Origin of the sequence: Ornithinimicrobium sufpigmenti (assembly GCF_004322775.1) — a bacterium.
Lineage (GTDB): Bacteria > Actinomycetota > Actinomycetes > Actinomycetales > Dermatophilaceae > Ornithinicoccus > Ornithinicoccus sufpigmenti.
The window spans coordinates 2,525,167-2,549,235 of record NZ_CP036403.1; the positions used below are offsets into that span (position 1 = coordinate 2,525,167).

Sequence of the window (24,069 nt, forward strand, 5' to 3'; positions counted from 1 at the left end):
CCGACGCTGGTGGTTCAGCCGAGCAGCCGGTCCGCCAGGGTCCGCGCGACGCCGTCCTCGTCGTTGGCGGGCACGACGTGGTCGGCCACGGCCAGCACGTCCGGGTGGGCGTTTGCCACTGCGTGCGCCACCCCGGCCCAGGAGAGCATCGGCAGGTCGTTGGGCATGTCCCCGAACGCCCAGACCGCCTCGGCGGGCACGGGTGGGTCCAGCTCCCGGCACCAGTGCGACAGGGCCAGGGCCTTGGTGACGCCGGCGGGCACGATCTCGGTCATCCGGATCGCGCCGGAGTGCGAGACCTCGGCGCGCTCACCGACCACCTCGTCCACCAGGACCGTCAGCTCCTCGGTGTGCAGGTGCGGGTGGCGGACGAGGATCTTGCCGGCGTCGACACTGGCCAGCTCCTCGACGGGACCGACCAGCCACTGGCCGTCGGTGCGCCCGGTGGCCCGTTCGAAGTGCGGCTCGCGGGCGAAGCCGCGCAGCGACTCGGTCGCCAGCGCGACATCGGGCAGCTCCCGGCGCAGGTCGCCCAGGAGCTCGGCGACGAGCTCGGCGTCCATCAGCCGGTGCGCGACGATCTCCCGGCGGCCCAGGTCGTAAGTGAACGCCCCGTTGCCGCACAGCGCCAGACCGGTGACGCCCAGGTCGGCCAGCTCGTCCATCCACCGTGGCGGGCGGGCGGTGACCAGGATGGTCGGCAGGCCGCCGCGCGCCAGCTCGGCGAGCACGTCCCGGGTGTATGCCGAGACGGTGCCGTCCGAGCGCAGCAGGGTGCCGTCGCAGTCGGTGGCGATCAGCCGGGGCCGGGGGCCGGCGACTGGGGCCTGGCTGCCCGGGGCCGGCCGGCGCTCCGTGCTCACGACGCCTCGGCCGCCTCGTGTCCGTCGGCCGCCGCGGCCGTGTCGATCGTCTCTCCCGTGACGCTCGTCTCTCCCGTGACGCTCGTCTCTCCCGTGTCGCTCACGACGCTCAGCTCCACCGTGCGGGCACGGATGTCGGCAGCGTCGACCCGTACGGTCGCCATCGTGCCGACCTCGGCACGTCCCATGGCGGGCTCGCTCACCGGGGGGTCCAGGAGTTGGACGATCACGTTGCCTCGGTCGGTCTCGTCGACCACCATCGCCTCGAAGGTCTGCCCCACCCGGTCCCGCAGGACGGCCGCCTCGACGGCGCTCACGCACGCGCGGTCCACCGCGCGGGCACGCTGGTCGCTCTCCCGCATGACGGCCGGGAGGTCGGGCAGCGCCTCCCGCACCCAGTCCGGCACCTCCCGCCCGGCGCTGAGCGCCTCGCAAACGGCCAGTGCGTACCGGTCCACGAGCCGGCGCAGGGGCGCCGTCACGTGGGCGTAGGGGGCGGCGAGCGCCGCCTGCACCTGCTCCTCCTCCGCCGGCAGCACCCCGTCGAAGGCCGTGTATGCCGCGCCCCGGAACAACGTGGTCGCGGCGTTGATGATCGCCAGGTGAGCCGGGTCGGTCCGGTCCAGCGTGCGCAGGAACTCGCCGTACGTCATGTCCCGCGGCCACGACTCGCCCAGCGCGGCCGCCTCGCGGCGGAAGCGGGCGACGGCACGGTCGTCCGGGGGCGGCATCGTGCGCAGGATGCCGACGCCGCCGTCGAGCATCATCTGTCCGGCGACCATCCCGGACAGCAGGGAGATCTGGGCGTTCCAGTCCTCGCTGGCCAGCAGCGGCCGCAGGCGCAGGACGTAGCTGTCCCCGTCCTGGTGCACCTCCTGCTGCGGCATCGGCAGGCTGGCGCCACCCCGCTCCAGCTCGCGGCTGATCCGGGCCTCGCCGACCTCCTTGAGCAGCAGCAGGGTCTCTTCGGCCTCACCCGAGTCGACCAGGCGTTGGGTCTCCTCATAGTCGTAGCGACGGCGGGACCGGACCATCGCCCGGTAGACCTCGGCAGCGGCTCGACGACCGTCGGCCGACAGGACGATGTCCCAGACGTAGGCCGGACAGGTCTGGCCGGGCAGCAGGCTGGCCGCCGCCTCGCTCAGCTCCGGCGGGTGCAGCGGGATCCGTCGGTCGGGGCAGTAGATCGTCTGACCGCGCAGCCGCACCTCCTGGTCGACGGCACCTCCGATCCGGACGAAGGCGGGCACGTCGGCGATGGCGTAGCGCACCCGCCAGCCCTCCCCCGCCCGCTCGATGTGCATCGCCTGGTCCAGGTCCATCGAGCCGGGCGGGTCGATCGTCACGAACTCGACATCGGTCTCGTCCCGCCCGGGCAGGTCCGGGTCGGCCATGGTCCTCCGGACCTCCTCGAGCACCTCGACGGGGAAGTCCTCCCGCACCTCCTGCTCCTCCCGGATCGCGTGGAAGGTCTGCTCGAGCAGCTGCCCGGTCGGCGTGCTGAGGTCGCTCGCCAGTGTCGTCGCCGTCTGCACCATGCGGCCCACCCTACGGGTCGGCTCCGGTGGTGCCGCGGCTGTGGCCTAGCCTGCCTGACGTGCTGATCCTGCTGCCGCCGTCCGAGTCCAAGGCCGTCCGTGACCGGGGCGCACACCTGCGGTGGGAGCGGCTCTCGGCGCCGGAGCTGACCGGCGCGCGACGTGAGGTGGCCACGGCGCTGGCCGGGGTCAGCGACCGGATCGATGCGCCGATCGTGCTGGGCGTGAGCGCGAACCTCGCGCCGGAGATCGCGCTGAACACCCGGCTCGACTCCTCCCCGACCCTGCCCGCCCGGGAGCTCTACACCGGGGTGCTCTACGACGCGCTCGACCTCGCCACCCTCGACGCCTCGGAGAGCCGGCGGGCGACGGCGCGCCTCCGGGTCGTCTCCGCCCTCTACGGCGCGGTCCGGCTGACCGACCGGGTGGCGCCCTACCGGCTGTCGATGGGGGTGAACCTGCCGGGCGTCGGTCCGCTCGCGGCGTTCTGGCGACCCCACCTGGCCCCCGTGCTGCACGCGGCGGCCGGACGCGGGCTGGTGGTGGACTGCCGTTCCAGCACGTATGCCGCGGCCTGGTCTCCCGCCGGACGGCTGGCCGAGCGCTGGGTGCAGGTGCGCGTCCCCGGCGCCACCCACATGGCCAAGCACACGCGTGGTCTGGTCTCCCGGTCCCTGTGCCTGGACGCGGCCGACCCACGCCGTCCGGAGGAGCTGGTCGACCTGCTCCAGCCGTACCACCAGGTCCAGCTCACCCCTCCCGAGCGTCCCGGGCGTCCGTGGGTGCTCGACGTCACGCCTACCTGACCGAGCGCACGACTCTCCCCGACCGGGCGCACGACTCTCCCCGACCGGGCGCACGACTCTCCCCGACCGGGCGCATGACTCTCCCCGACCGGGCGCATGACTCTGCCCGACCGGGCGCACGATTCCCCCCAGACCGGGCGCGCTCACCCGGGAGATCAGCCGAGGCCGGCTTGCGGGCGACCACCGACCAGGCCATCGGCACCTGTTCCCGCCAGGGGGCAGGCAGGACGTACGCCTCCCCTTCTGCGGTCATCGCCGGGTGCAGCGGCCACGGAAGGTCGTCCTGCTCGTCGACCTCGATGATGACCAACCCGGCCCGGACGAGTGCCATCAGCACCTCACTGACCGAGTGCGGCCACTCGTAGTTCCGGGGCTGGGTGATCAGGCTCCGGTCGCCGTCGGTGTATGTCATACCGTCGGCATAGGTCAGGGCCTGGCCGGCCGGCAGCGGGAAGTACCGGTACCCGGGCGCCAGGAGGCGGGGCTCGTGATCGGCGAGGGAATTGGCCGACGGGTGCGAGTCCCGGAAGAAGAACGTGCCGCCCGGCCGCAGCAGGGCCGCCACCTGTCGGCCCCAGGTCCACAGGTCCTGGACCCAGCAGATCGTGCCCGTCGAGGTGTAGACCAGGTCCACCTGCTCTCCCACCGCCGCGGCCGCCTCGAGGACGTTGGCCTCGACATACCGGATAGCTTGGCCGGCCCGGTCGGCGAGCTCGCGGGCGATGTCCAGCGAGACGGGCGACAGGTCGACCCCGGTGCAGCGCGCACCGGTCATCCGCCCATCTTGACGGTCGGGGAGAACCGTGCGCCCGGTCGGTGAAGAGCGTGCCCGGTCGGGGAGAACCGTGCGCCCGGTCGGTGCAGAGCGTGCGCCCGGTCGGGGAGAAGCGTGCGCCCGGTCAGTCCAGGGAGGAGTCGACGATCGTCACGGAGGCGTCATGGTCACGCGCGGGCACCGGGTCGTACAGGTGGTGGGTGTCGTTGACGAAGGCGACCTGGGCCACGCCATCGGGCCAGATCTCCACCGCGCTCAGCGAGGCGGGCGCGGTGGCCAGCGACCAGCCGCGCTCGTGGTCGATCCCCAGCAGCCGGCACAGCACCGACATCAGCGCCACCCGGTGCGTGGCGACCACGACGGTCCCGCCCCGGCGGACCGCTCGCCCCAGCGCGTCGGCGACACGCTCGTCCAGCTCACGGCGCGACTCACCGCCCGGCCGCTTGTACTCCGCGTCCGAGCGCAGCGCGCGCAGATCCTCGCCGTACTCCTCGGCGAGCTGGCCCATCGTCCGGCCGTCCCAGTCCCCGAAGCCCTGCTCGTCCCAGTCGCGGTCCTCCTCGCGCCTCACCCCGAGCGCGTCTGCGATCGCCTGCCCCGTCTGCCGCGCGCGCTGCAGCGAGGAGCTGACCACGCTCACCGGCCCCGGCTCGGACCGCTCGACGAGACGCCGCACGGCCTGGGCGGCGGCGCGGGCCTGCGCCGTCCCGGTGCTGTTCAGGGACGGGTCGGAGCCCCCGCGGCCGTCCACGCGGTGCTCCTGGGTGTAGTCGGTGACGCCGTGGCGGACCAGGACCAGCCGGGTCTGCCCCTCGAGCACGGGCACGGTCTCGTCGGAGAGCACCAGGTCGGCCACCGGCGCCCGCTGCTCACCCGCGGTGGACCGGACCTCCTGCCTCTCCTGGTATGCCGTGCCCCCGCCCGCGGTCGGTCGCTCCCCGTCCGGCTCGTCGAAGAGCGACCAGGGTCCCTCGGCCTCGCCGTCCCGGCCGCCACCGCCCTTCCCGGCCCGTGCTGCGGACCCCCCGGCATCCCCAGACCCTCTCAGTGCGTCCCCGGACCCTTTCTCGGCCCGGTCAGCGGGCTGGACGTGGTCGCGCCGGACCGTCAACCCGTCCATCCCGTCGTTGGACAGCGCGTCGGCCGCGCCGTTGCGCTCCCGCGGGATCCAGGTGAACGAGACGGTTCCGCCCTGGCGCTGGATGGCGTCGACCAGCTGACGGGCCTCCAGCGCGAGACGACGCATGTCGGCGTGCTTGATCTTCCAGCGGCCGGTCATCTGCTCGACGACGAGCTTGGAGTCCATCCGCACCTCGACGGTCGCCTCAGGCGCCAGGCCGAGGTCGAGCACCGCCCGCAGGCCCTCGATCAGCCCGGTGTACTCCGCGACGTTGTTGGACGCGGTGCCCAGCGGCGCTGCCCGCTCAGCCAGCACGGTGCTCGTCCGGGCATCGCGCACCAGCGCGCCGTACCCAGCCACGCCCGGGTTGCCGCGGCTCCCGCCGTCGGCCTCGACGACCAGCGCGCGGCGCAGCGTCACAGCCCGGACTCCGGGGTCCGGACCAGGATGCGCCCGCACTCCTCACAGCGCACCACCTGGTCCTCCGGGGCCGCCTTGATCCGGCCCAGGTCGACCGCGTTGATCTCCAGCCGGCAGCCGCCGCACCGGCGCTGCTGCAGCGGGGCCGCGCCGGTGCCGGAGTGAGCCCGCAGGCGCTCGTAGAGCGCCAGCAGCTCCTCGGACAGGTCCGCGGTGATCGCCTCACGACCACCGGCGACCCGCTCGTGCTCTGCGGCGATCTCGCCGGTCTTGCGGTCCCGCTCGGCTCGCAGCTCGGCGAGCCGCTCACGGTGCGCCTGGCGTGCGGCGAGGGCCTTGGCCTCGGCCGCCTCGGCCTGCTCGGCGCGCTCCATCGCCTCCAGCTCCTCGTCCTCCAGCACGGACTGGCGACGGGCCAGGCTCTCCAGCTCGTGCTGCAGACCCTGCAGGTCCTTGGCGCTGCCCGTCCCGACCTCCAGGCGTTGTCGGTTGCGGGCCGCCCGGTCCCGCACCAGCTGCACCGCCGCCTCGGCCCGCTCGACCTCGCGGCGCACGTCGCTCAGCTCGGTCTGGGCGCGGACCACGTCCTCCTCCAGCGCGGTCTCGGCCTGCTCCATGCGGGCGATGTCGATCAGCTCGGGCAGGCTGCGCAGCCGGTGGGCGAGCTGGGTCAGGGTGGTGTCCAGGTCGACGAGCTCCAGCAGGCGCGCCTGCATCTGGGGCGAGGCCTTCACGGCATACCTCCATGGTCGGTGGGGTGGTTCTGAGGGCGGTGGTGCTCGGGGCCGCTGGCCCCGACGACGAAGTCCCACGGGTCGGTGCGGACGGTCGACAGGCGGATGTCCACGCTGGCGCCGAGCCGGGCGGCGAGCCGCTCACGCAGACCCGGCAGCCAGAGCCACTCCGTCGCGTAGTGGCCCGCGTCCACGAGGTATGGCGTGCCCGGCCCGCCGGCGCGGGCGGCGGCTCGCGCCTCCTCGCGGGCCTCGAGGGCCGGGTGGTGCCGCAGGTCCGCGGTCACGTAGACGTCGGCGCCGCTGCGTCGCACGGCCCCGAACGAGCTGTCGCCCGCGCCACCCAGGACCGCCACCCGGCGCACCTGCGCCTCGGGCCGCCCGCTGACCCGGATCCCACCGGCCGTCGCCGGCAGCCGCTCCGCCAGCCGGGAAGCCAGCTGCTGCAGGCTGACCGGCTCAGGAAGGTCACCGACCCGGCCGAGCTCCTGGTCCTCGGCGATCTGGAGCGGCGCGGTGTCGACGAGACCGCAGGCGGCCGCGAGCGCCTGTCCCACACCGGGATCCGCGACGTCGGCGTTGGTGTGGGCGCAGTAGAGTGCGATGTCGTTGACCAGCAGGTCGGTGATCGTCGCGCCCTTGGCGGTCGTCGTGGCCACCGAGTGGATCCCCTTGAGCAGCAACGGGTGGTGGGTGACGATGAGGTCCGCGCCGAGCGCGACGGCCTCGGCGACGACGTCGAGGGTGGGGTCCACCGCCAGCAGGATCGTGCCGACCGGCTGCTCCGGGTCCCCCGCCACGAGACCGACGCGGTCCCACGACTGCGCCGTGCGCGGGGGGTAGAACTCCTCCAGCAGCGCGACCACGTCGCGCAGCCGCACCCCGTCGGGCGCCTCGCCACCATCTCTGCTGTTGTCCACGTGGGCCCGGCCGGGCTCGAACCGACGACCTACGCGGTGTAAACGCGGCGCTCTACCAACTGAGCTACAGGCCCCTTGCGATCGACCATTCTGACAGGTTCCGGCTACAGGTCCCGCACGGCCCGGTGCAGGACCCCCACCTCCCGGGTCTGGCCGGTCCCCAGCTGCAGGCTCCATCGGACGGTCTGTGAGGGGTCGACGAGGAAGGTGCCACGACGAGCCCTCCCCGAGGTCTCGTCGAACACCCCCCAGTCGCGGGCCGCCCGGCCGTGCGGCCAGAAGTCGGACAGCAGCGGGAAGCGGTAGCCCTCGTGCGCAGCCCACGCCCGCAGGGAGTAGGTGGAGTCGCACGAGACGGCGAGCACCTGGACCTTGTCGTTGACGAACTCGTCGATGTTGAGCTGGATGTCCAGCAGCTCGCCGGTGCAGATCGAGGAGAAGGCGAAGGGGAAGAAGACGACGAGGGCGTGCCGGTCGGCCACCACCTCGGAGAGCCGGACCAGCTCCCCGCGCTGGTCCGGGAGGACCAGCTCGGGCGCACGCTCCCCGACCGCTGGGGGTGCCGCGCCCGTGGCGGTCATCGTCGGCCCACGAGGCGCTGCCCCACCCAGCCCTCCACCGGCACGACGCCGGACGCGCTCAGCGAGCAGGTGTTGCAGGCCTCCTGCACGTCGGGCGCGGCCACCCGGTCGGGGCGACCCGTGCCGGGGGTGAGCAGGACGATGCTGCCGCCCTCCTCCAGCGTGGTCAGCGAGTCGACCAGCTCGTCGGTGAGGTCGCCGTCCCCGTCGCGCCACCACAGCAGCACCACGTCCACGACCCCGTCATAGTCCTCGTCCTCCAGGGGACCCTCGACCAGCGCCTCGACGGCCTCCCGCACCGACTCCTCGACGTCGTCGTCGTAGCCGTACTCGACCACGATCTGACCGGGACGCAGACCCAGCTTGCGCAGGGCAGCCCCCATCGGGCCGTCGGTCGTGGACGTCTGCTCGCTCGCCTTCTCGTTGCCTTCCATGGTGCGGTCTAGACAACCAGAGGCCGGGCTCGCTCGTAAAGCGGGGTCGGCTCATGCCGTCGGGGCAAGCCGCGTGGCGGCCGATGCGGGCCACCACACGCGTCGCCCCGACGGGCGTGACAGACTGAGAAGCGATGCCCGCTGTGCGACGGAAGGATCACCTGATGGCACTGGAGCGCCCCATCGGCCCTATTCTCAATGGGCTGCCGAACCAGGTCCCGGACACCGACCCCGAGGAGACTCAGGAGTGGCTGGAGTCCCTGGACGCAGCGATCGAGACGGGGGGTCGCCAGCGTGCGCGCTACCTGATGCTGCGGATGCTGGAGCGCGCCCGCGACTCCCAGGTCGGGCTCCCCTCGGTCACCACCACCGACTACATCAACACCATCTCGCCCGAGCAGGAGCCATGGTTCCCCGGTGACGAGGACATGGAGCGCCGCTACCGCGCGTGGATGCGCTGGAACGCAGCGGTCATGGTGCACCGGGCGCAGCACCCCGACATCTCGGTCGGCGGGCACATCTCCACCTACGCCTCCCAGGCCACCCTGTGGGAGGTCGGCTTCAACCACTTCTGGCGGGGCCGCGACCACGAGGGCGGCGGCGACCAGATCTTCTTCCAGGGTCACGCCTCCCCCGGCATCTACGCCCGCGCCTACCTCGAGGGCCGGCTGAGCGAGGCCGACCTGGACGCCTTCCGTCAGGAGAAGAGCAAGGCGCGCGAGGGCGTGACGGTCCTCCCGTCCTACCCGCACCCCCGCTCGATGCCGGAGTTCTGGCAGTTCCCCACCGTGTCGATGGGGCTGGGCCCGATGAACGCCATCTACCAGGCGGCGTTCAACAAGTACCTGCACAACCGGGGGCTGAAGGACACCAGCCAGCAGCAGGTATGGGCGTTCCTCGGCGACGGCGAGATGGACGAGCCGGAGTCGCGGGGGCTGCTGCACGTGGCCGCGAACGACGAGCTGGACAACCTGACCTTCGTCGTCAACTGCAACCTGCAGCGTCTGGACGGCCCGGTCCGCGGCAACGGCAAGATCGTGCAGGAGCTGGAGAGCCAGTTCCGCGGTGCCGGGTGGAACGTCATCAAGGTGCTGTGGGGCCGCGGCTGGGACAACCTGCTGGCCAAGGACGCCAGCGGGGCGCTGATCAACCTGATGAACACCACCCCCGACGGCGACTTCCAGACCTACCGGGCCAACGACGGCGCCTGGATCCGGGACCACTTCTTCGGCCGCGACCCGCGGACCAAGGAGCTGGTCAAGGACTGGAGCGATGACGACATCTGGTGGAAGCTCAAGCGCGGCGGCCACGACTACCGCAAGGTCTTCGCCGCCTACCAGGCCGCGATGAACCACACCGGCCAGCCGACGGTCATCCTGGCGCACACCATCAAGGGCTACTCCCTCGGCACCCACTTCGCCGGGCGCAACGCGACGCACCAGATGAAGAAGATGACGCTGGAGGACCTCAAGGGCTTCCGCGACAGCCTGCGGATCCCGATCACCGACGAGCAGCTGGAGGCCGACCCGTACGCCCCGCCCTACTACCACCCGGGGGAGGACGACGAGGCGATCCAGTACCTGAAGGAACGGCGGCGCCAGCTGGGCGGCTACCTGCCCGAGCGCCGGCCCAGCGACGCACGGCTGCCGCTGCCGGACGAGAAGATCTACGACGTCGCCAAGAAGGGTTCCGGCAAGCAGAACGTCGCCACCACGATGGCCCTGGTCCGCATCTTCAAGGAGTGGATGCGCGACAAGGAGTTCGGCAAGCACCTGGTGCCGATCATCCCCGACGAGGCCCGCACCTTCGGCATGGACAGCTTCTTCCCCACGGCGAAGATCTACAACGTCCACGGGCAGAACTACACCTCCGTCGACGCGGACCTGATGCTGGCCTACAAGGAGTCGGAGTCCGGCCAGATCTGGCACGTCGGGATCAACGAGGCCGGCTCGGTCGCGGGTCTGACCGCGGCGGGCACCTCGTACGACACCCAGGGCGTGCCGATGGTGCCGTTCTACATCTTCTACTCGATGTTCGGCTTCCAGCGCACCGGCGACAGCATCTGGGCCGCAGCCGACCAGCTGACGCGCGGCTTCATGATCGGCGCCACCGCGGGCCGCACGACCCTGGCCGGTGAGGGCCTGCAGCACGCGGACGGGCACTCGCTGCTGCTGGCCTCGTCCAACCCCGCGATCCGCGCCTACGACCCCGCCTACGCCTACGAGCTGGCCCACATCCTGCCCGATGCGCTGAGGGTGATGTACGGCGAGGACCCGCAGGACGTCATCTACTACCTCACCGTCTACAACGAGCCGATGAAGCAGCCGGCCGAGCCGGACGACGTGGACGTGGAGGGGATCCTGGCGGGCATGCACAAGATCTCCGGTATGCAGCCCGCCGAGGAGGGCAAGCACGTGCGCCTGCTCGCCTCGGGCGTGGGTGTGCCGTGGGCCCTGGAGGCGCAGGAGCTGCTCGAGCAGGACTGGGGAGTGTCCTCCGACGTGTGGTCGGTCACCTCCTGGAACGAGCTGCGCCGCGAGGCGATGGCCTGCGACCGCGACGCCTTCCTGGACCCGCAGTCCGAGCGTCGCGTGCCCTACGTCACCCGGCGGCTGTCCGAGGGCACCGGCCCGGTGGTGGCCACCAGCGACTGGATGCGTGCCGTCCAGGACCAGATCGCCCCCTGGGTGCCCGAGGACTACTACGCGCTGGGCGCGGACGGCTTCGGCTTCGCCGACACCCGCCCCGCGGCCCGCCGGTTCTTCCACATCGACGGCCCGTCGATGGCGGTCAAGGCTCTGCAGATGCTGGCCGACCGCGGCGAGATCGACCCGCAGGTGCCGGTGCAGGCCGCCGAGCGTTACCGCCTGATGGACGTCAACGCCGGCACCTCCGGCACCGCGGGCGGCGACGCCTGAGGGCAGCGTCTGCGGAGGACGTCTGCGTCAGATCTGGGCCACGGCCCGACGGCGGGCGGTGCGGGCCCCCTGCTCCCGCACCGCCCGCCGTCGGCGTTCCCGTGGGCCATACCAGGCGGACCCGTCCGTAGGACTCGGTCAGGAGGACTCCGCCAGTAGGCTCCCTCAGTCGAACTCGCCCGCCCGGCGGGCCAGCACGCCCCGGTCGGTGTGGTCGGTGCAGAAGCCGTCGACGCCGGCGGCCAGGAACGCCCGGATCTCGTCCGCGGCCCGGCCCAGGCGGGAGTCGTCCTCGCCGCGGCGCAGCTCCTCGGGCAGGAAGGCGTTCTCGGCCCGGAACACCCACGGTATGACGACCAGGCCCGCCGCGTGCGCGTCCTGCACCAGGCCGGTGGGCGCGCCCAGGGTGCCGTCGAGACGACGCGGCCGCACCAGCTGCTTGTCCGGCTGCAGCCCGGTCACGATGCGGGCGCTGGCAGCAAGGTCGCGCAGGGCCGCCCTGTGCTCCCCCACCTGCACGCGCAGGTGGAGCGGCACCCGGCAGCCCAGCCCACGCACCCGCTCCAGGGTGCGCAGGTCGTCGCTGACCACCACCACCGGGGCGTCGGGCCGGTCCAGGCCGTCCGCGCGCAGCAGCTCGACCAGACGGCATACCGGATCCAGCCCCTGCTCGACCAGGTGCCCGGGGCTGCGCAGCTGGAGCAGGACGCCGAGCGGCCGGCCCAGCTGGTCGGCCAGCCGGCGGCGCAGCCCGAGCACCTCGCCCAGCGTGGGCACCGCGAGCAGCCCGTTGTAGGCCACGCTGCCGTGCCGCAGGTGCGGGTAGCGCTCGACCACCCGCAGCGCGCGCACCTGCTCCAGGGTGAGGTGCTCGACGAACCAGCCGCGTACCAGGTAGCCGTCCACCTTGTGGAGGGCACGCCGACCGGCGTGCTCGGGCCGGCTGGCGACATCGGTCGTCGCGGACAGCTCGCACTCGTGCCGCGCCACGAGCTGGCCGTCCCGGGTGACGGTCACGTCCACGGAGAGGTAGTCCGCGCCCATCCGGGCAGCCAGCTCGTAGGCCGGCAGCGTGTGCTCGGGCCGGTAGCCGCTGGCTCCGCGGTGCGCCACGAGCACCGGAGCGTCCGTCGCCGGGAGCAGCCTGCCCGGTGCCTCCTCCGTCAGCGACCGGGTCTCTCGTGGGGGTGCCGAGGGGAGGGCGGCAGACCTGGTGGCGGACATGCTCTCCAGCCCACACGTCCGTGGTGACCCGCCGGGCCACGTCGACCCAAGCCCCGGTGAGCACTCGGTGAACATCCGGGGCTGTGGACCCGCGCAGTAGGCTCCAGGCGTGTCCGAGCCCGCCGTCCCGCCCGAGCCCCGGCCCTCCCCGGAGCCGTTGGCGCGCCGCGCCGGTGCCCTGGCAGCCCGGGCGACGCGGCAGATGGAGACGGAGCACGCCTGGTTCCGCGAGCTGTCCGCCGACGACCGCTCCTGGGTCTCCCTCGTCGCCCAGGCGGGCATCAGCGCCCTGCTGACCTGGTATGACGACGGGGCCCGCCCTGGCCCGCCCCCCGGTCAGATCTTCGCCGGGGCACCGCGCAGCCTGGCCTCCACGATCTCCCTCGCCCAGGCGCTGGACCTCTCCCGGACCGCCGTGACCACGGTCGAGGAGGCGGTGCCCGAGCTGGTCGGGCCGGAGGAGGAGACCGCCCTGCGCGAGGCGGTGCTGCGCTACTCCCGCGACCTGGCCTTCGCCGCGGCCGGCGTCTATGCCCTGGCGGCGGAGCAGCGTGGCGGGTGGGACGCGCGGCTGGAGTCGCTGGTCGTGCACGCCGTGGTCCGCGGCGAGGCCGACGACACGCTGGCCTCCCGCGCCGCCGAGCTGGGCTGGGAGGACGTGAGCGATGTGGCCGTCGTCGTCGGCCGGCTCCCGGACGGGGAGTCGCGGGCCGCCCTGTCGACCCTGCGGGACGCGGCACGCCGGATCGGCCGGGAGGCCCTGACGGCGGCCCAGGGTCCCCGGCTCATCTGCGTCCTGGGCGGCTCCACGGACCCGGTCGAGGACGCCGCCGGCCTCACCGCCGCCTTCGGAGCCGGCCCGGTGGTCGTGGGGCCTCGGGTCCCGCACCTGTTCGCGGCTGGTCGCAGCGCCCGGGCGGCGCTGTCCGGGATGGACGCAGCCCCGGCCTGGGCCACCGCGCCACGCCCGGTCGCCGCGGACGAGCTGCTCCCCGAGCGTGCCCTGCTGGGCGAGAACCCGGCCCGGCGCATGCTGGTGGACCGGGTCTACGTGCCGTTGCGCGACCACCCGTCGGCTCTGCTCGACACCGTCCAGGCGTACCTGGACAACGGCATGGTGCTGGAGGCGACCGCCCGCCTGCTCTTCCTGCATCCCAACACCGTGCGATACCGGCTCCGCAAGGTCGCGGAGACGGTCGGCCTGGACCCGCACGACGCCCGCGACGCGTGGGTGCTGCAGGTGGCCCTCGCCCTGGGTCGGATCACCCGCCGCGGCTAGCCTCGTTTGTGGGAAACCCACAACGACTCGCGCCCGTTATCGTGCGAAACGGTGACGGCCTGTGGAGGAGTCGATGGGCAGAGTGGGGTGGTGCTCGTCATCGTCGCGCCCGGACAGGGCTCCCAGACCCCCGGTTTCCTCGCCCCCTGGCTCGAGCTCCCGGGCGTCCGGGACAAGGTGGGGTGGCTCTCCGCGGTGGCCGGGATCGACCTGGTCGCCCACGGCACCACCTCGGACGCAGAGACCATCCGGGACACCGCCGTGGCCCAGCCGCTGCTCGTCGCCGCCGGGCTGGTCACCCTCCCCACCCTCTTCAGCAACGCCGGCGCTGTCACCGACACCGACACCGACACCGACGCGCTGACCCGGTCCGTCGGCGCCGTCTCCGGCCACTCGGTCGGGGAGATCACGGCAGCAGCCGCCGCCGGAGTGCTCAGCGCCGAGCAGGCGATGGTCTTCGTCCGCGAGCGCGGACGCGGGATGGCCCAGGCCTCCGCCGTCACGCCCACCGGGATGAGCGCCGTCGTCGGTGGTGACCCCGAGGAGGTCCGGGCCGCTCTCGAGCAGCACGGCCTGACCCCGGCCAACATGAACGGCGCCGGGCAGGTCGTGGCCGCCGGCACCCTGGAGCAGCTCGAGCAGTTGGCCGCCGAGCCGCCCACCCGCGCCCGGGTGATCCCCCTGCAGGTCGCCGGCGCCTTCCACACCCACCACATGCAGCCCGCGGTGGACCGGCTCGCCACCTACGCCCGCGCCATCGAGGTCGGGGACCCGCGCCTGCCGCTCGTCTCCAACGCCGACGGCGAGGTCGTCCGGGACGGCCGGGAGGTGCTGCGCCGCCTGGTCGCCCAGATCTCCAGCCCGGTGCGCTGGGACCTGACCATGCAGACGTTCGCCGACCGGGGCGTCTCCGCCCTGATCGAGATCGCGCCCGCGGGTACGCTCGTGGGTCTGGCCAAGCGCGGCCTGAAGGGCGTCCAGACCCTGGCGCTGAAGACCCCGGACGACCTCGAGGCCGCCCGGCAGCTGATCGCCGAGCACGGCGTCACCGCCCCGGTCGACGAGCAGCCGCGCCCCACCACCCAGGAGGACCAGTGACCACCCGCCCGACCCTGACCGTGCCGCAGGGGATGCGGCACGCCCGCATCCACGGCGTCGGTGGCTACCGCCCCGAGCGGGTGGTGACCAACGAGGAGATCCTCCAGTTCATCGACTCCTCCGACGAGTGGATCCGGCAGCGCTCCGGCATCGCCACCCGCCGCTGGGCCCGCGAGGACGAGACGGTCATCGACATGGCCGAGGCCGCCTCCCGGCAGGCGATGGAGCGCGCCGGGGTCTCCCCCGACCAGATCGGCGTGGTCATCATGGCCACCGTCAGCCACCCCTTCCAGACGCCGGCCGCCGCGCCGCAGCTGGCGCACCGGATGGGCATCCCCAGCCCGGCCGCCTTCGACATCTCCGCAGCCTGCGCCGGCTACTGCCACGCCGTCTCCCTGGCCAACGACATGGTCCGGGTCGGCACCGCCGACTACGTGCTCGTCGTCGGGGTGGAGAAGCTGTCCGACTTCACCGACAAGCACGACCGCGGCTCGGCGTTCATCTTCGGCGACGGCGCGGGAGCGGCCGTCATCGGCGTCTCCGACTTCCCGGGCATCGGCCCGACCCTGTGGGGCAGCCTCGGCGACCAGGCCGAGGTCATCACCCAGCGCGAGTCGTGGATCGACCTGCGGCCGACGATGGAGGACGCGGACCGGACCGAGGCCGTGCAGTGGCCCGCCTTCGTCATGCAGGGTCAGACCGTCTTCCGCTGGGCGGTCTTCTCGATGGCGCCCGTCGCGCTGGACACCGTCAAGGCCGCGGGCATCACCCCCGACGACCTGGACGCCTTCGTCCCCCACCAGGCCAACATGCGCATCACCGACGCGATGATCAAGGCGCTGAAGCTGCCCGAGCACGTGCCGGTGGCCCGCGACATCGCCGAGACCGGCAACACCTCCGCGGCCTCCATCCCGCTGGCGATGAGCCGCATGCTCGACGAGGGCGAGGCACCGCACGGCGGGCTCGCCCTGCAGATCGGCTTCGGCGCGGGCCTGGTGTATGCCGCCCAGGTGGTGGTCATGCCGTGACCGCCGCCCTCCGCACCGCAACGTCGACCACGACGTGCACGACGGTGCCCACCGCATCGTCGACCAGGGCGCCCAGGTCGACGTGCCCGCAGCCTCGGCACCAGCCGCAGGCCTGAGCCTCCCCCCACAGCGCCCGAGGCCCGGCGGGTGCAGCAGCACCGGGTCAGCCCAACCGCATACCGCACCTTCATCCCAAGGAGAGACACCATGGCACTGAGCGAGCAGGACATCCTCGCGGGTCTGGCCGAGATCGTCAACGAGGAGACCGGTCTGGAGGCCGAGGAGGTCCAGATGGACAAGTCCTTCACCGAGGACCTCGACATCGACTCGCTGTCGATGATGACGATCGTGGTCAACGCCGAGGACAAGTTCGGCGTGCGCATCCCCGACGACGAGGTCAAGAACCTCACCCACGTCCGGGACGCCGTCACCTACATCGCCAGCAACCAGGGCTGACCCGCCGCCGGTCCGGCGCGCGATCCTCCGCGCCGGACCCGGCGGTCCCCTCCCGCCGCGACCCCCCTCGGGCGCGCGGCACTGCATACCCCTTTCATCCCGCCAGGAGGCCAGGACCATGTCCACCAGCCAGACCCCGCGCCGCGTCGTCGTCACCGGCCTGGGTGCCACCACCCCCGTGGGCGGCACCGTCCCCGAGACGTGGGAGGCGCTCCTGGCCGGACGGTCGGGCGCGCGTCCCCTGACCCAGGACTGGGTCGCCGAGCACGAGCTGCCGGTCACCTTCGCCGCCCAGATCCACACCGACCCCCTCGAGGTGCTGCCCAAGGTGGAGGTGCGCCGCAACGACCCCTCGGGTCAGTACGCGCTCATCGCCGCCCGGGAGGCCTGGGCCGACGCGGGCGCCCCCGAGGTCGAGCCCGAGCGGCTCGGCGTCGCGATCGGCTCCGGCATCGGCGGCGTGTGGACCCTGCTGGACCAGTGGGAGAACCTGCGGACCAAGGGCCCGCGGCGCGTCTTCCCGCTGACCGTGCCGATGCTCATGCCCAACGGCCCCGCCGCCGCAGTCTCGCTGGACCTCGGCGCCCGGGCCGGCGCCCACTGCGCGGTGAGCGCCTGCGCGTCCGGCGCGGAGGGTATGGGGCAGGCGGTCACCATGATCCGTCAGGGCCGCGCCGACGTGGTCGTCGCCGGCGGCACCGAGGCGGCCATCCACCCGCTGCCCATCGCCGCGTTCGCCGCGATGACCGCGCTGTCCAAGCGCAACGACGAGCCCGAGCGCGCCTCGCGCCCCTACGACGTGGGCCGCGACGGCTTCGTCATCGCCGAGGGCGCGGCCGTCATGGTCCTGGAGTCCGAGGAGCACGCCAAGGCGCGCGGCGCGAAGATCTACGGCTACCTCTCCGGGGTGGGCATGTCGTCCGACGCCCACCACATCACCGCCGGTGAGCCCGAGGGTGAGGGCGCTGCCCGGGCGATGGCGGAGACCGTCGCCGACGCCGGCCTGGCGATGACCGACGTGCGGCACATCAACGCGCACGCCACCTCGACCCCGGTGGGCGACAAGGCGGAGACCAACGCGATCCACCGGGCCTTCGGCGCGCACACATCCTCGATCCCGGTCACGGCGACCAAGTCGATGACCGGTCACCTGCTGGGCGCCGCCGGCGCCCTGGAGGCGGTGCTCACCGTGCTGTCGGTGCACCACCGGCAGGTCCCGGCCACGATCAACCTGGACGACCCTGACCCGGACCTCGACCTCGACGTGGTCACCGGCAGCACCCGCACGCTGCCCGACGGCGACCTGGCCGCGGTGAACAACGCCTTCGGCTTCGGCGGGGTCAATGTGGCGCTGACCTTCACCAGCGCCTGACCCCGGCATGCACATCCTGCGGGTCGCCAACTTCGTCAGCCCCACCTCCGGCGGGATCAAGACCGCGCTGCGGGCCTGGGGCGAGCACTACCAGGAGCTGGGGCACCGCGCCTCGCTGATCATCCCGGGGCCCGGGCAGGAGATCACCGAGGAGGCGCAGGGGCTGGTCTACCGCGTGCCGGCCACGCCGATCCCCGGCTCCGGCTACTCGCTCATCTGGAGCCGGGTAGGGATGATGCGGCTGATGGAGGCCATCGCCCCCGACGCCCTGGAGGTCTCCGACCGCGCCACTACCCGGTGGATGGGCCGCTGGGCCCGCAGCCGGGGCATCGGCTCGGTGATGATCAGCCACGAGAACATGACCGGCATCCTGGTGCGCCGCACGCCGGTGCCCGACCGGCCGGCGCACTGGGCCGCCGACTTCATCAACCGCCGCAGCGCGCACGACTACGACGCGATCGTGTGCCCCAGCGAGTTCGCCGCCGAGGAGTTCCACCGCAACGGCATCGACGCCCACGTGGTGCCGCTCGGGGTCGACCTGGAGACCTTCCGGCCCGTTCGCGACGTGCACGCCTGGACGCCCCCGCCCCCCGGTGAGCCGATCCAGATCGTGCACTGCAGCCGACTCTCGCCCGAGAAGAACCCCGGCCTATCCGTCGAGACCGTCCGCGAGCTGGTCCGCCGGGGCCACGACGTGCGGCTCACCGTCTTCGGCGCAGGGCCGATGCTCGGGGCCCTGATCGAGCGGGCGCAGAACCTGCCGGTCACCTTCCACTCCTACATCACCGACCGGGCCGAGCTCGCGGCCCGGATGGGTCAGGCAGACGTGGCCATCTCGCCCGGACCGCTGGAGACCTTCGGCCTCGCCGCCCTGGAGGTGCTGGCCCTCGGCGTGCCGGTGGTCTGCTCCGACGAGGGGGCGCTGCAGGAGGTCGTCGGCCCCGGCGGCACGGTCCGGCCCTCCACCCCGGTCGCCTTCGCCGACGGCATCGAGGAGCTGCTGACCCGCCCCGGGGCCCACGCCGCAGCCCGCGCCCAGGCCGAGCTCTTCAGCTGGCCCACCTCCGCCCGGCGGATGATCTCCATCCACGAGCAGGTCGCCCGCGAGGTCGGCTCCCCCGCCGCCACCCCCTGACAGGACACGGGAAAGGGCCCGACAGAACACGTCAATGAGTCCGACAGAGCACGGGAAAGGGCCCGACAGAGCACGCAACCGACCACGCGACATCCCGCCGCGGGGCTGTCAGCCGACCTTGCCCTCCCGTCGGCTTCCGCGCCCCGCTGCGGGCCTCGCAAGCTCGTGTCCTCGCGGGGCCGTCAGCCGACCTTGCCCTCCCGTCGGCTTCCGCGCCCCGCTGCGGGCCTCGCAAGCTCGTGTCCTCGCGGGGCTGTCAGCCGACCTTGTGCAACCAGTTCACCGGGGCGCCCTCACCGGCATACCGGAAGTGCTCCAGCTCGGCGTCCCAGGCGGTGCCCAGCGCACGGTCGAGCTCGGCCACCAGGGTCGCGGCGCTGCCGCCGGCCGCCTCCACGATCGAGCGCAGCCGATCCTCGTTGACGACGACGTCGCCGTTGGCCGACAGTCGTGCCGTGTGCAGACCGAGCTCGGGGGTGTGCGTCCAGCGCACGCCGTCGCTCCCGCGGCTGGCTTCCTCGACGACCTCATACCGCAGGCCGTCCCAGCCGCGCATCGCGCTGGCGAGCGTGGCGCCCGTGCCGGCCTCGCCGGTCCAGGCAAACTCGGTGCGCATGGTGCCGGTCTGCGCCGGCTGCGCCACCCAGTCCAGGCTGACACGGGTGTCCAGGACCCCTTCCAGGGCCCAGGCGATGTGTGGGCACAGCGCAATAGGCGTGGAGTGGATGAAGACCACTCCACGGGTCATGACTCGGGGCATGACAGCGGACATCCTGACCTCCTGGTGGTGAGGGACGTCTTCCCCAACGCCTCGTTCACCGGGATGCGATGCTCAGTCTTGCCTCTGTCACGTGCGATCTGCGGTTATGTGTCACATTGTGCTCCCTGTTCCCGTTCTGAGCAAGTACAACAACAGCCCCACGCGCCTCAACGCGTGACAGCGGGCTGCCAGCGCCCTGTCAAGGCGTGGTCCAGCCCCTTCTCGGACCCTGGCGGGGCTGCATACCCCGTGCTAGGTTCGGGTATGCGCGTGGCTGACCTGATCAAGAAGAAGGGCTCCTCAGTCATCACCCTCCCGTCGACGGCGACGGTTGCGGAGCTGCTGGAGACCTTGGACGACAACCGTATCGGTGCGGTCGTGGTGGTCGACGGGGACGAGGTCGTGGGGATCGCCTCCGAGCGGGACGTGGTCCACCAACTGCGGGGCGGCCTCGACGCCGGCACGACCGTGTCGCAGATGATGACCGGCGACATCCGCACCTGCACCCCCGAGGACGACCTGGTGCAGCTCGCGACGACGATGACCGAGGGCCGCTTCCGACACATGCCGGTCGTCACCGACGACGGCCTGGCCGGCATCGTCTCGATCGGTGACGTCGTCAAGGCTCGGCTCGACGCCCTCGAGGCGGAGCGGGACCACCTGGAGAACTACCTTCGGCAGTGACTGTCGAGGCGCTGGCGGAAGGACCCGCAGCGGACAGGTAGGCTCGGCTGGCGGTGCGGTGGCGCGACGAGGTCGCGGCTCGCACGCCGGGGCCAGTAGCTCAGCCGGTTAGAGCAACGGACTCATAATCCGTCGGTCCAGGGTTCAAGCCCCTGCTGGCCCACCCAAGACACCGGGTCACAGCGTGACCCTGGGGCAAGGTCACAAGTCGGTGACATCTGTTGACAGATGCGGGTCGCGCGGGGGTCCCCGCACTATCGTGCCCGACATGACCGACACCGCCGTGCCGACCCCGGGGACCAACCTGGGCGCTCCCCTGGTCGTCCTTCAGGACGTCAACAAGCACTTCGGCGACCTGCACGTGCTCAAGGACATCAACCTCACGGTCCACGAGGGTGAGGTCGTGGTCGTGATCGGCCCGTCCGGCTCTGGTAAGTCGACGCTGTGCCGCGCCATCAACCGCCTGGAGCCCATCGAGAGCGGGTCCATCACCATCGCCGGCGAGGAGCTGCCCGAGGAGGGCAAGGCGCTGGCCGCCCTGCGCGCCGACGTGGGGATGGTGTTCCAGAGCTTCAACCTCTTCAGCCACAAGACCATCCTGGAGAACGTCAGCCTGGGGCCGACCAAGGTACGCAAGGCCAAGCCGGCGGCGGCCAAGGCTCGGGCCATGGAGCTTCTGGAGCGGGTCGGGGTGGAGCACCAGGCGGAGAAGTACCCCGCCCAGCTCTCCGGTGGCCAGCAGCAGCGCGTGGCCATCGCCCGCAGCCTGGCCATGGAGCCACGGGTGATGCTCTTCGACGAGCCCACCTCGGCCCTGGACCCGGAGATGATCAACGAGGTCCTCGACGTGATGATCCAGCTGGCCAAGAGCGGGATGACCATGATCGTGGTCACCCACGAGATGGGCTTCGCCCGCCGAGCGGCCGACCGGGTCGTCTTCATGTCCGACGGCGCGATCGTCGAGGAGAACACCCCCGAGGAGTTCTTCACCAACCCCCAGTCCTCCAGGGCCAAGGACTTCCTGTCCAAGATCCTGGCCCACTGAGCACACCCTGACGCACGCCAGTTCTCGCACCTTCCGCACACATCCGCATACATCCGCATACATCGAAGGAGATCCACCCATGCGTAGCACTCACTTCCGCATCCCGGCCCTCGCCGCGGTCGCGGCCCTCACCCTGGCCGCCTGCGGCAACGGCAACGGCGACGACGGCGACGGCGGCAGCACGGGCGGCGGCGAGGGCGGCGACCTGCCCTTCGGCGACAGCATCACCATCGGCACCAAGATCGACCAGCCCGGCACCGGCATCCTCATCGAGGGTGAGTACCAGGGGATGGACGTCGGCGTCGCCCGCGAGGTCGCCAGCCGGCTGGGCTACGAGGAGGACGACATCAGCTGGCAGGAGTCCCCCACCCCGCAGCGGGAGGACATGCTGGTCAACGGCACCGTCGACATGATCGCCGCGACGTACTCCATCACCGACGAGCGCAAGGAGCGCGTGCAGTTCGCCGGCCCCTACTTCGTCGCCGGCCAGGATCTGCTGGTCAAGAACGAGAGCGACATCGAGGGCCCCGAGGACCTCGACGGCCGCACCCTGTGCTCCGTCGCGGGCTCCACCCCCGCCGAGCGGATCGCCGAGGAGTACGCCGACCTGGACATCGACCTGTCCACCTACGACACCTACACCCTGTGCATGGAGGCCCTGGCTGCCGACCGCGTCGACGCGCTGACCACCGACGATGTGATCCTGGCGGGGTATGCCGCGCAGGAGCAGTGGGCGGGCCAGTTCCGGGTGACCGGCAACACGTTCAGCGAGGAGCTGTTCGGCATCGGCCTCAACCAGGACAGCGAGGCCTGCGAGCAGGTCAACGAGATCATCGCCGAGATGTGGGAGGACGGGACGATGGAGAGCATCATCGAGGACAACCTCGGCGACTACACCCCCAGCGACGCCAACCCGCCGGAGGCTGGCGGCCACTGCGCCTGAGGCCCGTGAGCCACACCCTCGTGGTCGGCCGGTCCAGCACCGGACCGGCCGACCACCGTGAGCAGACCTGTCAGGAGATTCAATGCAGGACATCCCGGAGCTGATCGAACGCTTCGACTTCGTCCAGGGTTTCGGCCTGGTGCTGTGGCTGACCCTGTGGAGCGCCTTCTGGGCGCTGCTCCTGGGCACCATGCTGGCCATCATGCGCCTGGTGCCGATCAGGACGCTCAACGTCGTGGGCGGCTTCCTTGTCCAGGCGCTGCGAAACACACCGCTGACCCTGATCATCCTGTCCTCCAACGTCATCCTGTGGGTTCAGCTGGGGCTGGAGCTGGGACCGGACTCCGTGACGAACAACATCCGGCTGGCGATCCTGAGCCTGTCGGTCTACCACGCGGCGTTCGTGTGCGAGGCCCTGCGCAGCGGCGTCAACACGATCCCGCTCGGCCAGGCCGAGGCGGCACGCTCGATCGGACTGACCTTCTCGCAGAGCCTGCGGCACGTCATTCTCCCCCAGGCCTTCCGCGGCGCCATCACCCCGCTGGGCAATGTGCTCATCGCGCTGACCAAGAACACCACCGTGGCAGCCGTCATCGGTGTCGGCGTCGTGTCGCTGTCCATGCGGCGGGCCATCGAGTTCCGACCCGACGTGCTCTTCCTGATCTTCCTCATCGTCGCCGTCGGTTTCGTGCTCATCACCCTGCCCATGGGGATGCTCACCAGCTGGGCCTCCCAGAAGTATGCGGTGCGCCGATGAGCAGCGCGAACGTCCTCTTCGACGCCCCCGGGCCCCGCGCCAGGCGGATCCACCTCATCAGCTCGGTGGTCGGCGGTCTGGTCATCGCGGCGGTCCTGGCCTGGTTCCTCTGGACCCTGTGGGGGCTGGAGCAGATCACGCCGCCGCGGTGGGAACCGATCTTCGGCTCCGAGGCGTGGATCTACTACCTGCTGCCCGGCATCCGGGCCACCATCCTGGCGGCCATCTTCTCCATCACCATCGCCTTCGCGATCGCGCTCGTGGCAGCGATGTGCAGGATGTCGGACAACCGGGTGCTGCGGTGGACCTCCATGCTCTTCATCGAGTTCTTCCGCGCCGTCCCGGTGCTGATCATGATGATCTTCGCGCTGACCTTCGTCACGGCCTACACTCCGGTCCCCGTCCAGCAGCGGCCACTCGTCGCGGTGGTCATCGGGCTGGTCTTCTACAACGGCGCGGTGATGGCCGAGGTCATCCGCAACGGCGTGGCCTCCCTCCCGGCCGGCCAGCGGGAGGCAGGTCTGTCCATCGGGCTGAACCCGACCCAGGTGCGCCGGATGATCCTGGTGCCGCAGGCGCTGACCGCCATGCTCCCGGCGCTGGTCAGCCAGATGGTGGTCGTGCTGAAGGACAGCGCTCTGGGCTACTTCATCCTCTACCCCGAGCTGCTCATCTCCGCCCGGCAGATGGGCAGCCGGTTCGGCAACACGACGGTGGCCTTCCTTACCGCCGCGGTGCTGTTCATCCTCATCAACTACGCCGTGACGGTGCTGGCCGAGCGGCTGGAGAAGCGGCTGCGCAAGAGCGGCCGGGCGGTCCGTGCCAAGGACACCGGCTACGGCCCGTCGATGGACGTCACGGCGGCGGAAGCTGAGCTGGAGGGCCCACAGGCTCGGGCGCCGGATCTTCGGCCCGGCCACCGTCCTTGAGCGGAGCTGACGACGACGAAGGCCCGGCACCATCTGGTGCCGGGCCTTTGTGCTGCGCTCCCCCGACTGGACTCGAACCAGTAACCTGCCGGTTAACAGCCGGCTGCTCTGCCAATTGAGCTACAGGGGAAGGAGGTGCGAGGTCAGACTGTAGCAAAGGGAGCGCGCCGCCTCGAAATCGGCGTCTCCTGGGAAGGGCCGGATCCACTGACCTGTCCCAGGGCCCCTCTGCGGCTGCGCACAACCTTGA

At 71.8% G+C, this 24,069-nt stretch carries 23 protein-coding genes and 3 tRNA genes; 14 read left to right on the forward strand and 12 right to left on the reverse strand.

Going from position 1 to position 24,069, the window contains the following annotated elements; all coding sequences use genetic code 11:
• Positions 1–14: 14 nt before the first annotated feature.
• Positions 15–863, reverse strand: a complete 849-nt coding sequence (locus ESZ52_RS11515) for an HAD family hydrolase (RefSeq protein ID WP_131105053.1) — start codon at positions 861–863, stop codon at positions 15–17.
• Positions 860–2,401, reverse strand: a complete 1,542-nt coding sequence (locus ESZ52_RS11520) for an RNB domain-containing ribonuclease (protein ID WP_131105054.1) — start codon at positions 2,399–2,401, stop codon at positions 860–862. The genes ESZ52_RS11515 and ESZ52_RS11520 overlap by 4 nt, the downstream gene beginning before the upstream one ends.
• 59 nt (positions 2,402–2,460) lie before the next feature.
• Between ESZ52_RS11520 and ESZ52_RS11525 the strand changes: the two genes are divergently transcribed.
• Positions 2,461–3,207 carry a YaaA family protein gene (locus ESZ52_RS11525; RefSeq protein ID WP_131105055.1) on the forward strand — a complete coding sequence of 249 codons (747 nt, stop codon included), beginning with the start codon at positions 2,461–2,463 and terminating at the stop codon, positions 3,205–3,207.
• Here the strand turns inward: ESZ52_RS11525 and ESZ52_RS11530 are convergent.
• The 7 genes from ESZ52_RS11530 to ESZ52_RS11560 form a co-directional block, all read right to left on the reverse strand.
• Positions 3,200–3,982 carry a class I SAM-dependent methyltransferase gene (locus ESZ52_RS11530; protein WP_131105056.1) on the reverse strand — a complete coding sequence of 261 codons (783 nt, stop codon included), beginning with the start codon at positions 3,980–3,982 and terminating at the stop codon, positions 3,200–3,202. The two genes, ESZ52_RS11525 and ESZ52_RS11530, sit on opposite strands and share 8 nt — an antisense overlap.
• A 124-nt stretch (positions 3,983–4,106) precedes the next feature.
• The gene (locus ESZ52_RS11535) at positions 4,107–5,516 is read right to left on the reverse strand and encodes a bifunctional RNase H/acid phosphatase (RefSeq protein ID WP_131106593.1); all 1,410 of its coding nucleotides are present in this window, start codon (positions 5,514–5,516) and stop codon (positions 4,107–4,109) included.
• A gap of 2 nt (positions 5,517–5,518) precedes the next feature.
• Positions 5,519–6,256: a zinc ribbon domain-containing protein gene (locus ESZ52_RS11540; protein ID WP_131105057.1), complete on the reverse strand. Its 738-nt coding sequence runs from the start codon at positions 6,254–6,256 to the stop codon at positions 5,519–5,521.
• Complete coding sequence (locus tag ESZ52_RS11545; protein WP_131105058.1) at positions 6,253–7,176, reverse strand: Nif3-like dinuclear metal center hexameric protein; 924 nt, start codon at positions 7,174–7,176, stop codon at positions 6,253–6,255. The genes ESZ52_RS11540 and ESZ52_RS11545 overlap by 4 nt, the downstream gene beginning before the upstream one ends.
• A gap of 1 nt (position 7,177) precedes the next feature.
• A tRNA-Val gene (locus ESZ52_RS11550) sits at positions 7,178–7,250 on the reverse strand.
• Positions 7,251–7,280: 30 nt separating this feature from the next.
• Complete coding sequence (locus ESZ52_RS11555) at positions 7,281–7,757, reverse strand: peroxiredoxin (RefSeq protein ID WP_131105059.1); 477 nt, start codon at positions 7,755–7,757, stop codon at positions 7,281–7,283.
• On the reverse strand, positions 7,754–8,191 hold the full coding sequence (locus ESZ52_RS11560) for a DUF3052 domain-containing protein (RefSeq protein ID WP_272948381.1): 438 nt from the start codon (positions 8,189–8,191) through the stop codon (positions 7,754–7,756). The genes ESZ52_RS11555 and ESZ52_RS11560 overlap by 4 nt, the downstream gene beginning before the upstream one ends.
• A 164-nt stretch (positions 8,192–8,355) precedes the next feature.
• On the opposite strand from ESZ52_RS11560, the gene aceE reads away from it, so the two are divergent.
• Complete coding sequence (aceE, locus tag ESZ52_RS11565; protein ID WP_131105060.1) at positions 8,356–11,109, forward strand: pyruvate dehydrogenase (acetyl-transferring), homodimeric type; 2,754 nt, start codon at positions 8,356–8,358, stop codon at positions 11,107–11,109.
• Between the two features lie 165 nt (positions 11,110–11,274).
• Here aceE and ESZ52_RS11570 read toward each other — a convergent pair whose 3' ends face one another.
• A complete protein-coding gene (locus ESZ52_RS11570; RefSeq protein WP_181009987.1) occupies positions 11,275–12,333 on the reverse strand; it encodes a glycerophosphodiester phosphodiesterase family protein in 1,059 nt (352 codons plus the stop codon).
• Between the two features lie 109 nt (positions 12,334–12,442).
• Here ESZ52_RS11570 and ESZ52_RS11575 point away from each other — a divergent pair, with 109 nt between their 5' ends.
• The 6 genes from ESZ52_RS11575 (at position 12,443) to ESZ52_RS11600 (ending at position 18,701) form a co-directional block, all read left to right on the forward strand.
• A complete protein-coding gene (locus ESZ52_RS11575; protein ID WP_238154543.1) occupies positions 12,443–13,612 on the forward strand; it encodes a PucR family transcriptional regulator in 1,170 nt (389 codons plus the stop codon).
• 90 nt (positions 13,613–13,702) lie between these two features.
• Positions 13,703–14,710 carry an ACP S-malonyltransferase gene (locus ESZ52_RS11580; RefSeq protein ID WP_131105062.1) on the forward strand — a complete coding sequence of 336 codons (1,008 nt, stop codon included), beginning with the start codon at positions 13,703–13,705 and terminating at the stop codon, positions 14,708–14,710.
• Positions 14,711–14,742: 32 nt separating this feature from the next.
• On the forward strand, positions 14,743–15,738 hold the full coding sequence (locus tag ESZ52_RS11585; protein ID WP_131106596.1) for a beta-ketoacyl-ACP synthase III: 996 nt from the start codon (positions 14,743–14,745) through the stop codon (positions 15,736–15,738).
• A gap of 207 nt (positions 15,739–15,945) precedes the next feature.
• Positions 15,946–16,194: an acyl carrier protein gene (locus tag ESZ52_RS11590; protein ID WP_131105063.1), complete on the forward strand. Its 249-nt coding sequence runs from the start codon at positions 15,946–15,948 to the stop codon at positions 16,192–16,194.
• Positions 16,195–16,312: 118 nt separating this feature from the next.
• Positions 16,313–17,566, forward strand: a complete 1,254-nt coding sequence (fabF, locus tag ESZ52_RS11595; RefSeq protein WP_131105064.1) for a beta-ketoacyl-ACP synthase II — start codon at positions 16,313–16,315, stop codon at positions 17,564–17,566.
• 7 nt (positions 17,567–17,573) lie between these two features.
• Positions 17,574–18,701 carry a glycosyltransferase gene (locus ESZ52_RS11600; protein ID WP_131105065.1) on the forward strand — a complete coding sequence of 376 codons (1,128 nt, stop codon included), beginning with the start codon at positions 17,574–17,576 and terminating at the stop codon, positions 18,699–18,701.
• A gap of 256 nt (positions 18,702–18,957) precedes the next feature.
• On the opposite strand, the gene ESZ52_RS11605 is transcribed toward ESZ52_RS11600, so the two are convergent.
• A complete protein-coding gene (locus ESZ52_RS11605; protein ID WP_131105066.1) occupies positions 18,958–19,473 on the reverse strand; it encodes a DUF3145 domain-containing protein in 516 nt (171 codons plus the stop codon).
• A gap of 252 nt (positions 19,474–19,725) precedes the next feature.
• On the opposite strand from ESZ52_RS11605, the gene ESZ52_RS11610 reads away from it, so the two are divergent.
• From ESZ52_RS11610 to ESZ52_RS11635, 6 genes are all read left to right on the forward strand, one after another.
• Positions 19,726–20,145 carry a CBS domain-containing protein gene (locus tag ESZ52_RS11610; RefSeq protein ID WP_131105067.1) on the forward strand — a complete coding sequence of 140 codons (420 nt, stop codon included), beginning with the start codon at positions 19,726–19,728 and terminating at the stop codon, positions 20,143–20,145.
• Between the two features lie 89 nt (positions 20,146–20,234).
• A tRNA-Ile gene (locus ESZ52_RS11615) sits at positions 20,235–20,308 on the forward strand.
• A 105-nt stretch (positions 20,309–20,413) separates the two neighbouring features.
• A complete protein-coding gene (locus ESZ52_RS11620) occupies positions 20,414–21,190 on the forward strand; it encodes an amino acid ABC transporter ATP-binding protein (RefSeq protein ID WP_131105068.1) in 777 nt (258 codons plus the stop codon).
• 79 nt (positions 21,191–21,269) lie between these two features.
• Complete coding sequence (locus ESZ52_RS11625; RefSeq protein WP_131105069.1) at positions 21,270–22,133, forward strand: glutamate ABC transporter substrate-binding protein; 864 nt, start codon at positions 21,270–21,272, stop codon at positions 22,131–22,133.
• A gap of 82 nt (positions 22,134–22,215) precedes the next feature.
• A complete protein-coding gene (locus tag ESZ52_RS11630) occupies positions 22,216–22,890 on the forward strand; it encodes an amino acid ABC transporter permease (protein WP_131105070.1) in 675 nt (224 codons plus the stop codon).
• Positions 22,887–23,819, forward strand: a complete 933-nt coding sequence (locus ESZ52_RS11635) for an amino acid ABC transporter permease (RefSeq protein WP_131105071.1) — start codon at positions 22,887–22,889, stop codon at positions 23,817–23,819. Before ESZ52_RS11630 ends, ESZ52_RS11635 begins: the two co-directional genes overlap by 4 nt.
• A 57-nt stretch (positions 23,820–23,876) precedes the next feature.
• On the opposite strand, the gene ESZ52_RS11640 is transcribed toward ESZ52_RS11635, so the two are convergent.
• Positions 23,877–23,949: transfer RNA gene (locus ESZ52_RS11640), tRNA-Asn, on the reverse strand.
• Positions 23,950–24,069: the final 120 nt, after the last annotated feature.

Coding starts and splice junctions, on each gene's coding strand:
- ESZ52_RS11520 (WP_131105054.1), bottom strand. CDS start 2,401: ATGGTGCAGACGGCGACGACACTGGCGAGCGACCTCAGCACGCCGACC.
- ESZ52_RS11610 (WP_131105067.1), top strand. CDS start 19,726: ATGCGCGTGGCTGACCTGATCAAGAAGAAGGGCTCCTCAGTCATCACC.
- ESZ52_RS11530 (WP_131105056.1), bottom strand. CDS start 3,982: ATGACCGGTGCGCGCTGCACCGGGGTCGACCTGTCGCCCGTCTCGCTG.
- ESZ52_RS11600 (WP_131105065.1), top strand. CDS start 17,574: ATGCACATCCTGCGGGTCGCCAACTTCGTCAGCCCCACCTCCGGCGGG.
- fabF (WP_131105064.1), top strand. CDS start 16,313: ATGTCCACCAGCCAGACCCCGCGCCGCGTCGTCGTCACCGGCCTGGGT.
- ESZ52_RS11560 (WP_272948381.1), bottom strand. CDS start 8,191: ATGGAAGGCAACGAGAAGGCGAGCGAGCAGACGTCCACGACCGACGGC.
- ESZ52_RS11620 (WP_131105068.1), top strand. CDS start 20,414: ATGACCGACACCGCCGTGCCGACCCCGGGGACCAACCTGGGCGCTCCC.
- ESZ52_RS11585 (WP_131106596.1), top strand. CDS start 14,743: ATGCGGCACGCCCGCATCCACGGCGTCGGTGGCTACCGCCCCGAGCGG.
- aceE (WP_131105060.1), top strand. CDS start 8,356: ATGGCACTGGAGCGCCCCATCGGCCCTATTCTCAATGGGCTGCCGAAC.
- ESZ52_RS11555 (WP_131105059.1), bottom strand. CDS start 7,757: ATGACCGCCACGGGCGCGGCACCCCCAGCGGTCGGGGAGCGTGCGCCC.
- ESZ52_RS11570 (WP_181009987.1), bottom strand. CDS start 12,333: ATGTCCGCCACCAGGTCTGCCGCCCTCCCCTCGGCACCCCCACGAGAG.
- ESZ52_RS11635 (WP_131105071.1), top strand. CDS start 22,887: ATGAGCAGCGCGAACGTCCTCTTCGACGCCCCCGGGCCCCGCGCCAGG.
- ESZ52_RS11630 (WP_131105070.1), top strand. CDS start 22,216: ATGCAGGACATCCCGGAGCTGATCGAACGCTTCGACTTCGTCCAGGGT.
- ESZ52_RS11625 (WP_131105069.1), top strand. CDS start 21,270: ATGCGTAGCACTCACTTCCGCATCCCGGCCCTCGCCGCGGTCGCGGCC.
- ESZ52_RS11590 (WP_131105063.1), top strand. CDS start 15,946: ATGGCACTGAGCGAGCAGGACATCCTCGCGGGTCTGGCCGAGATCGTC.
- ESZ52_RS11605 (WP_131105066.1), bottom strand. CDS start 19,473: ATGTCCGCTGTCATGCCCCGAGTCATGACCCGTGGAGTGGTCTTCATC.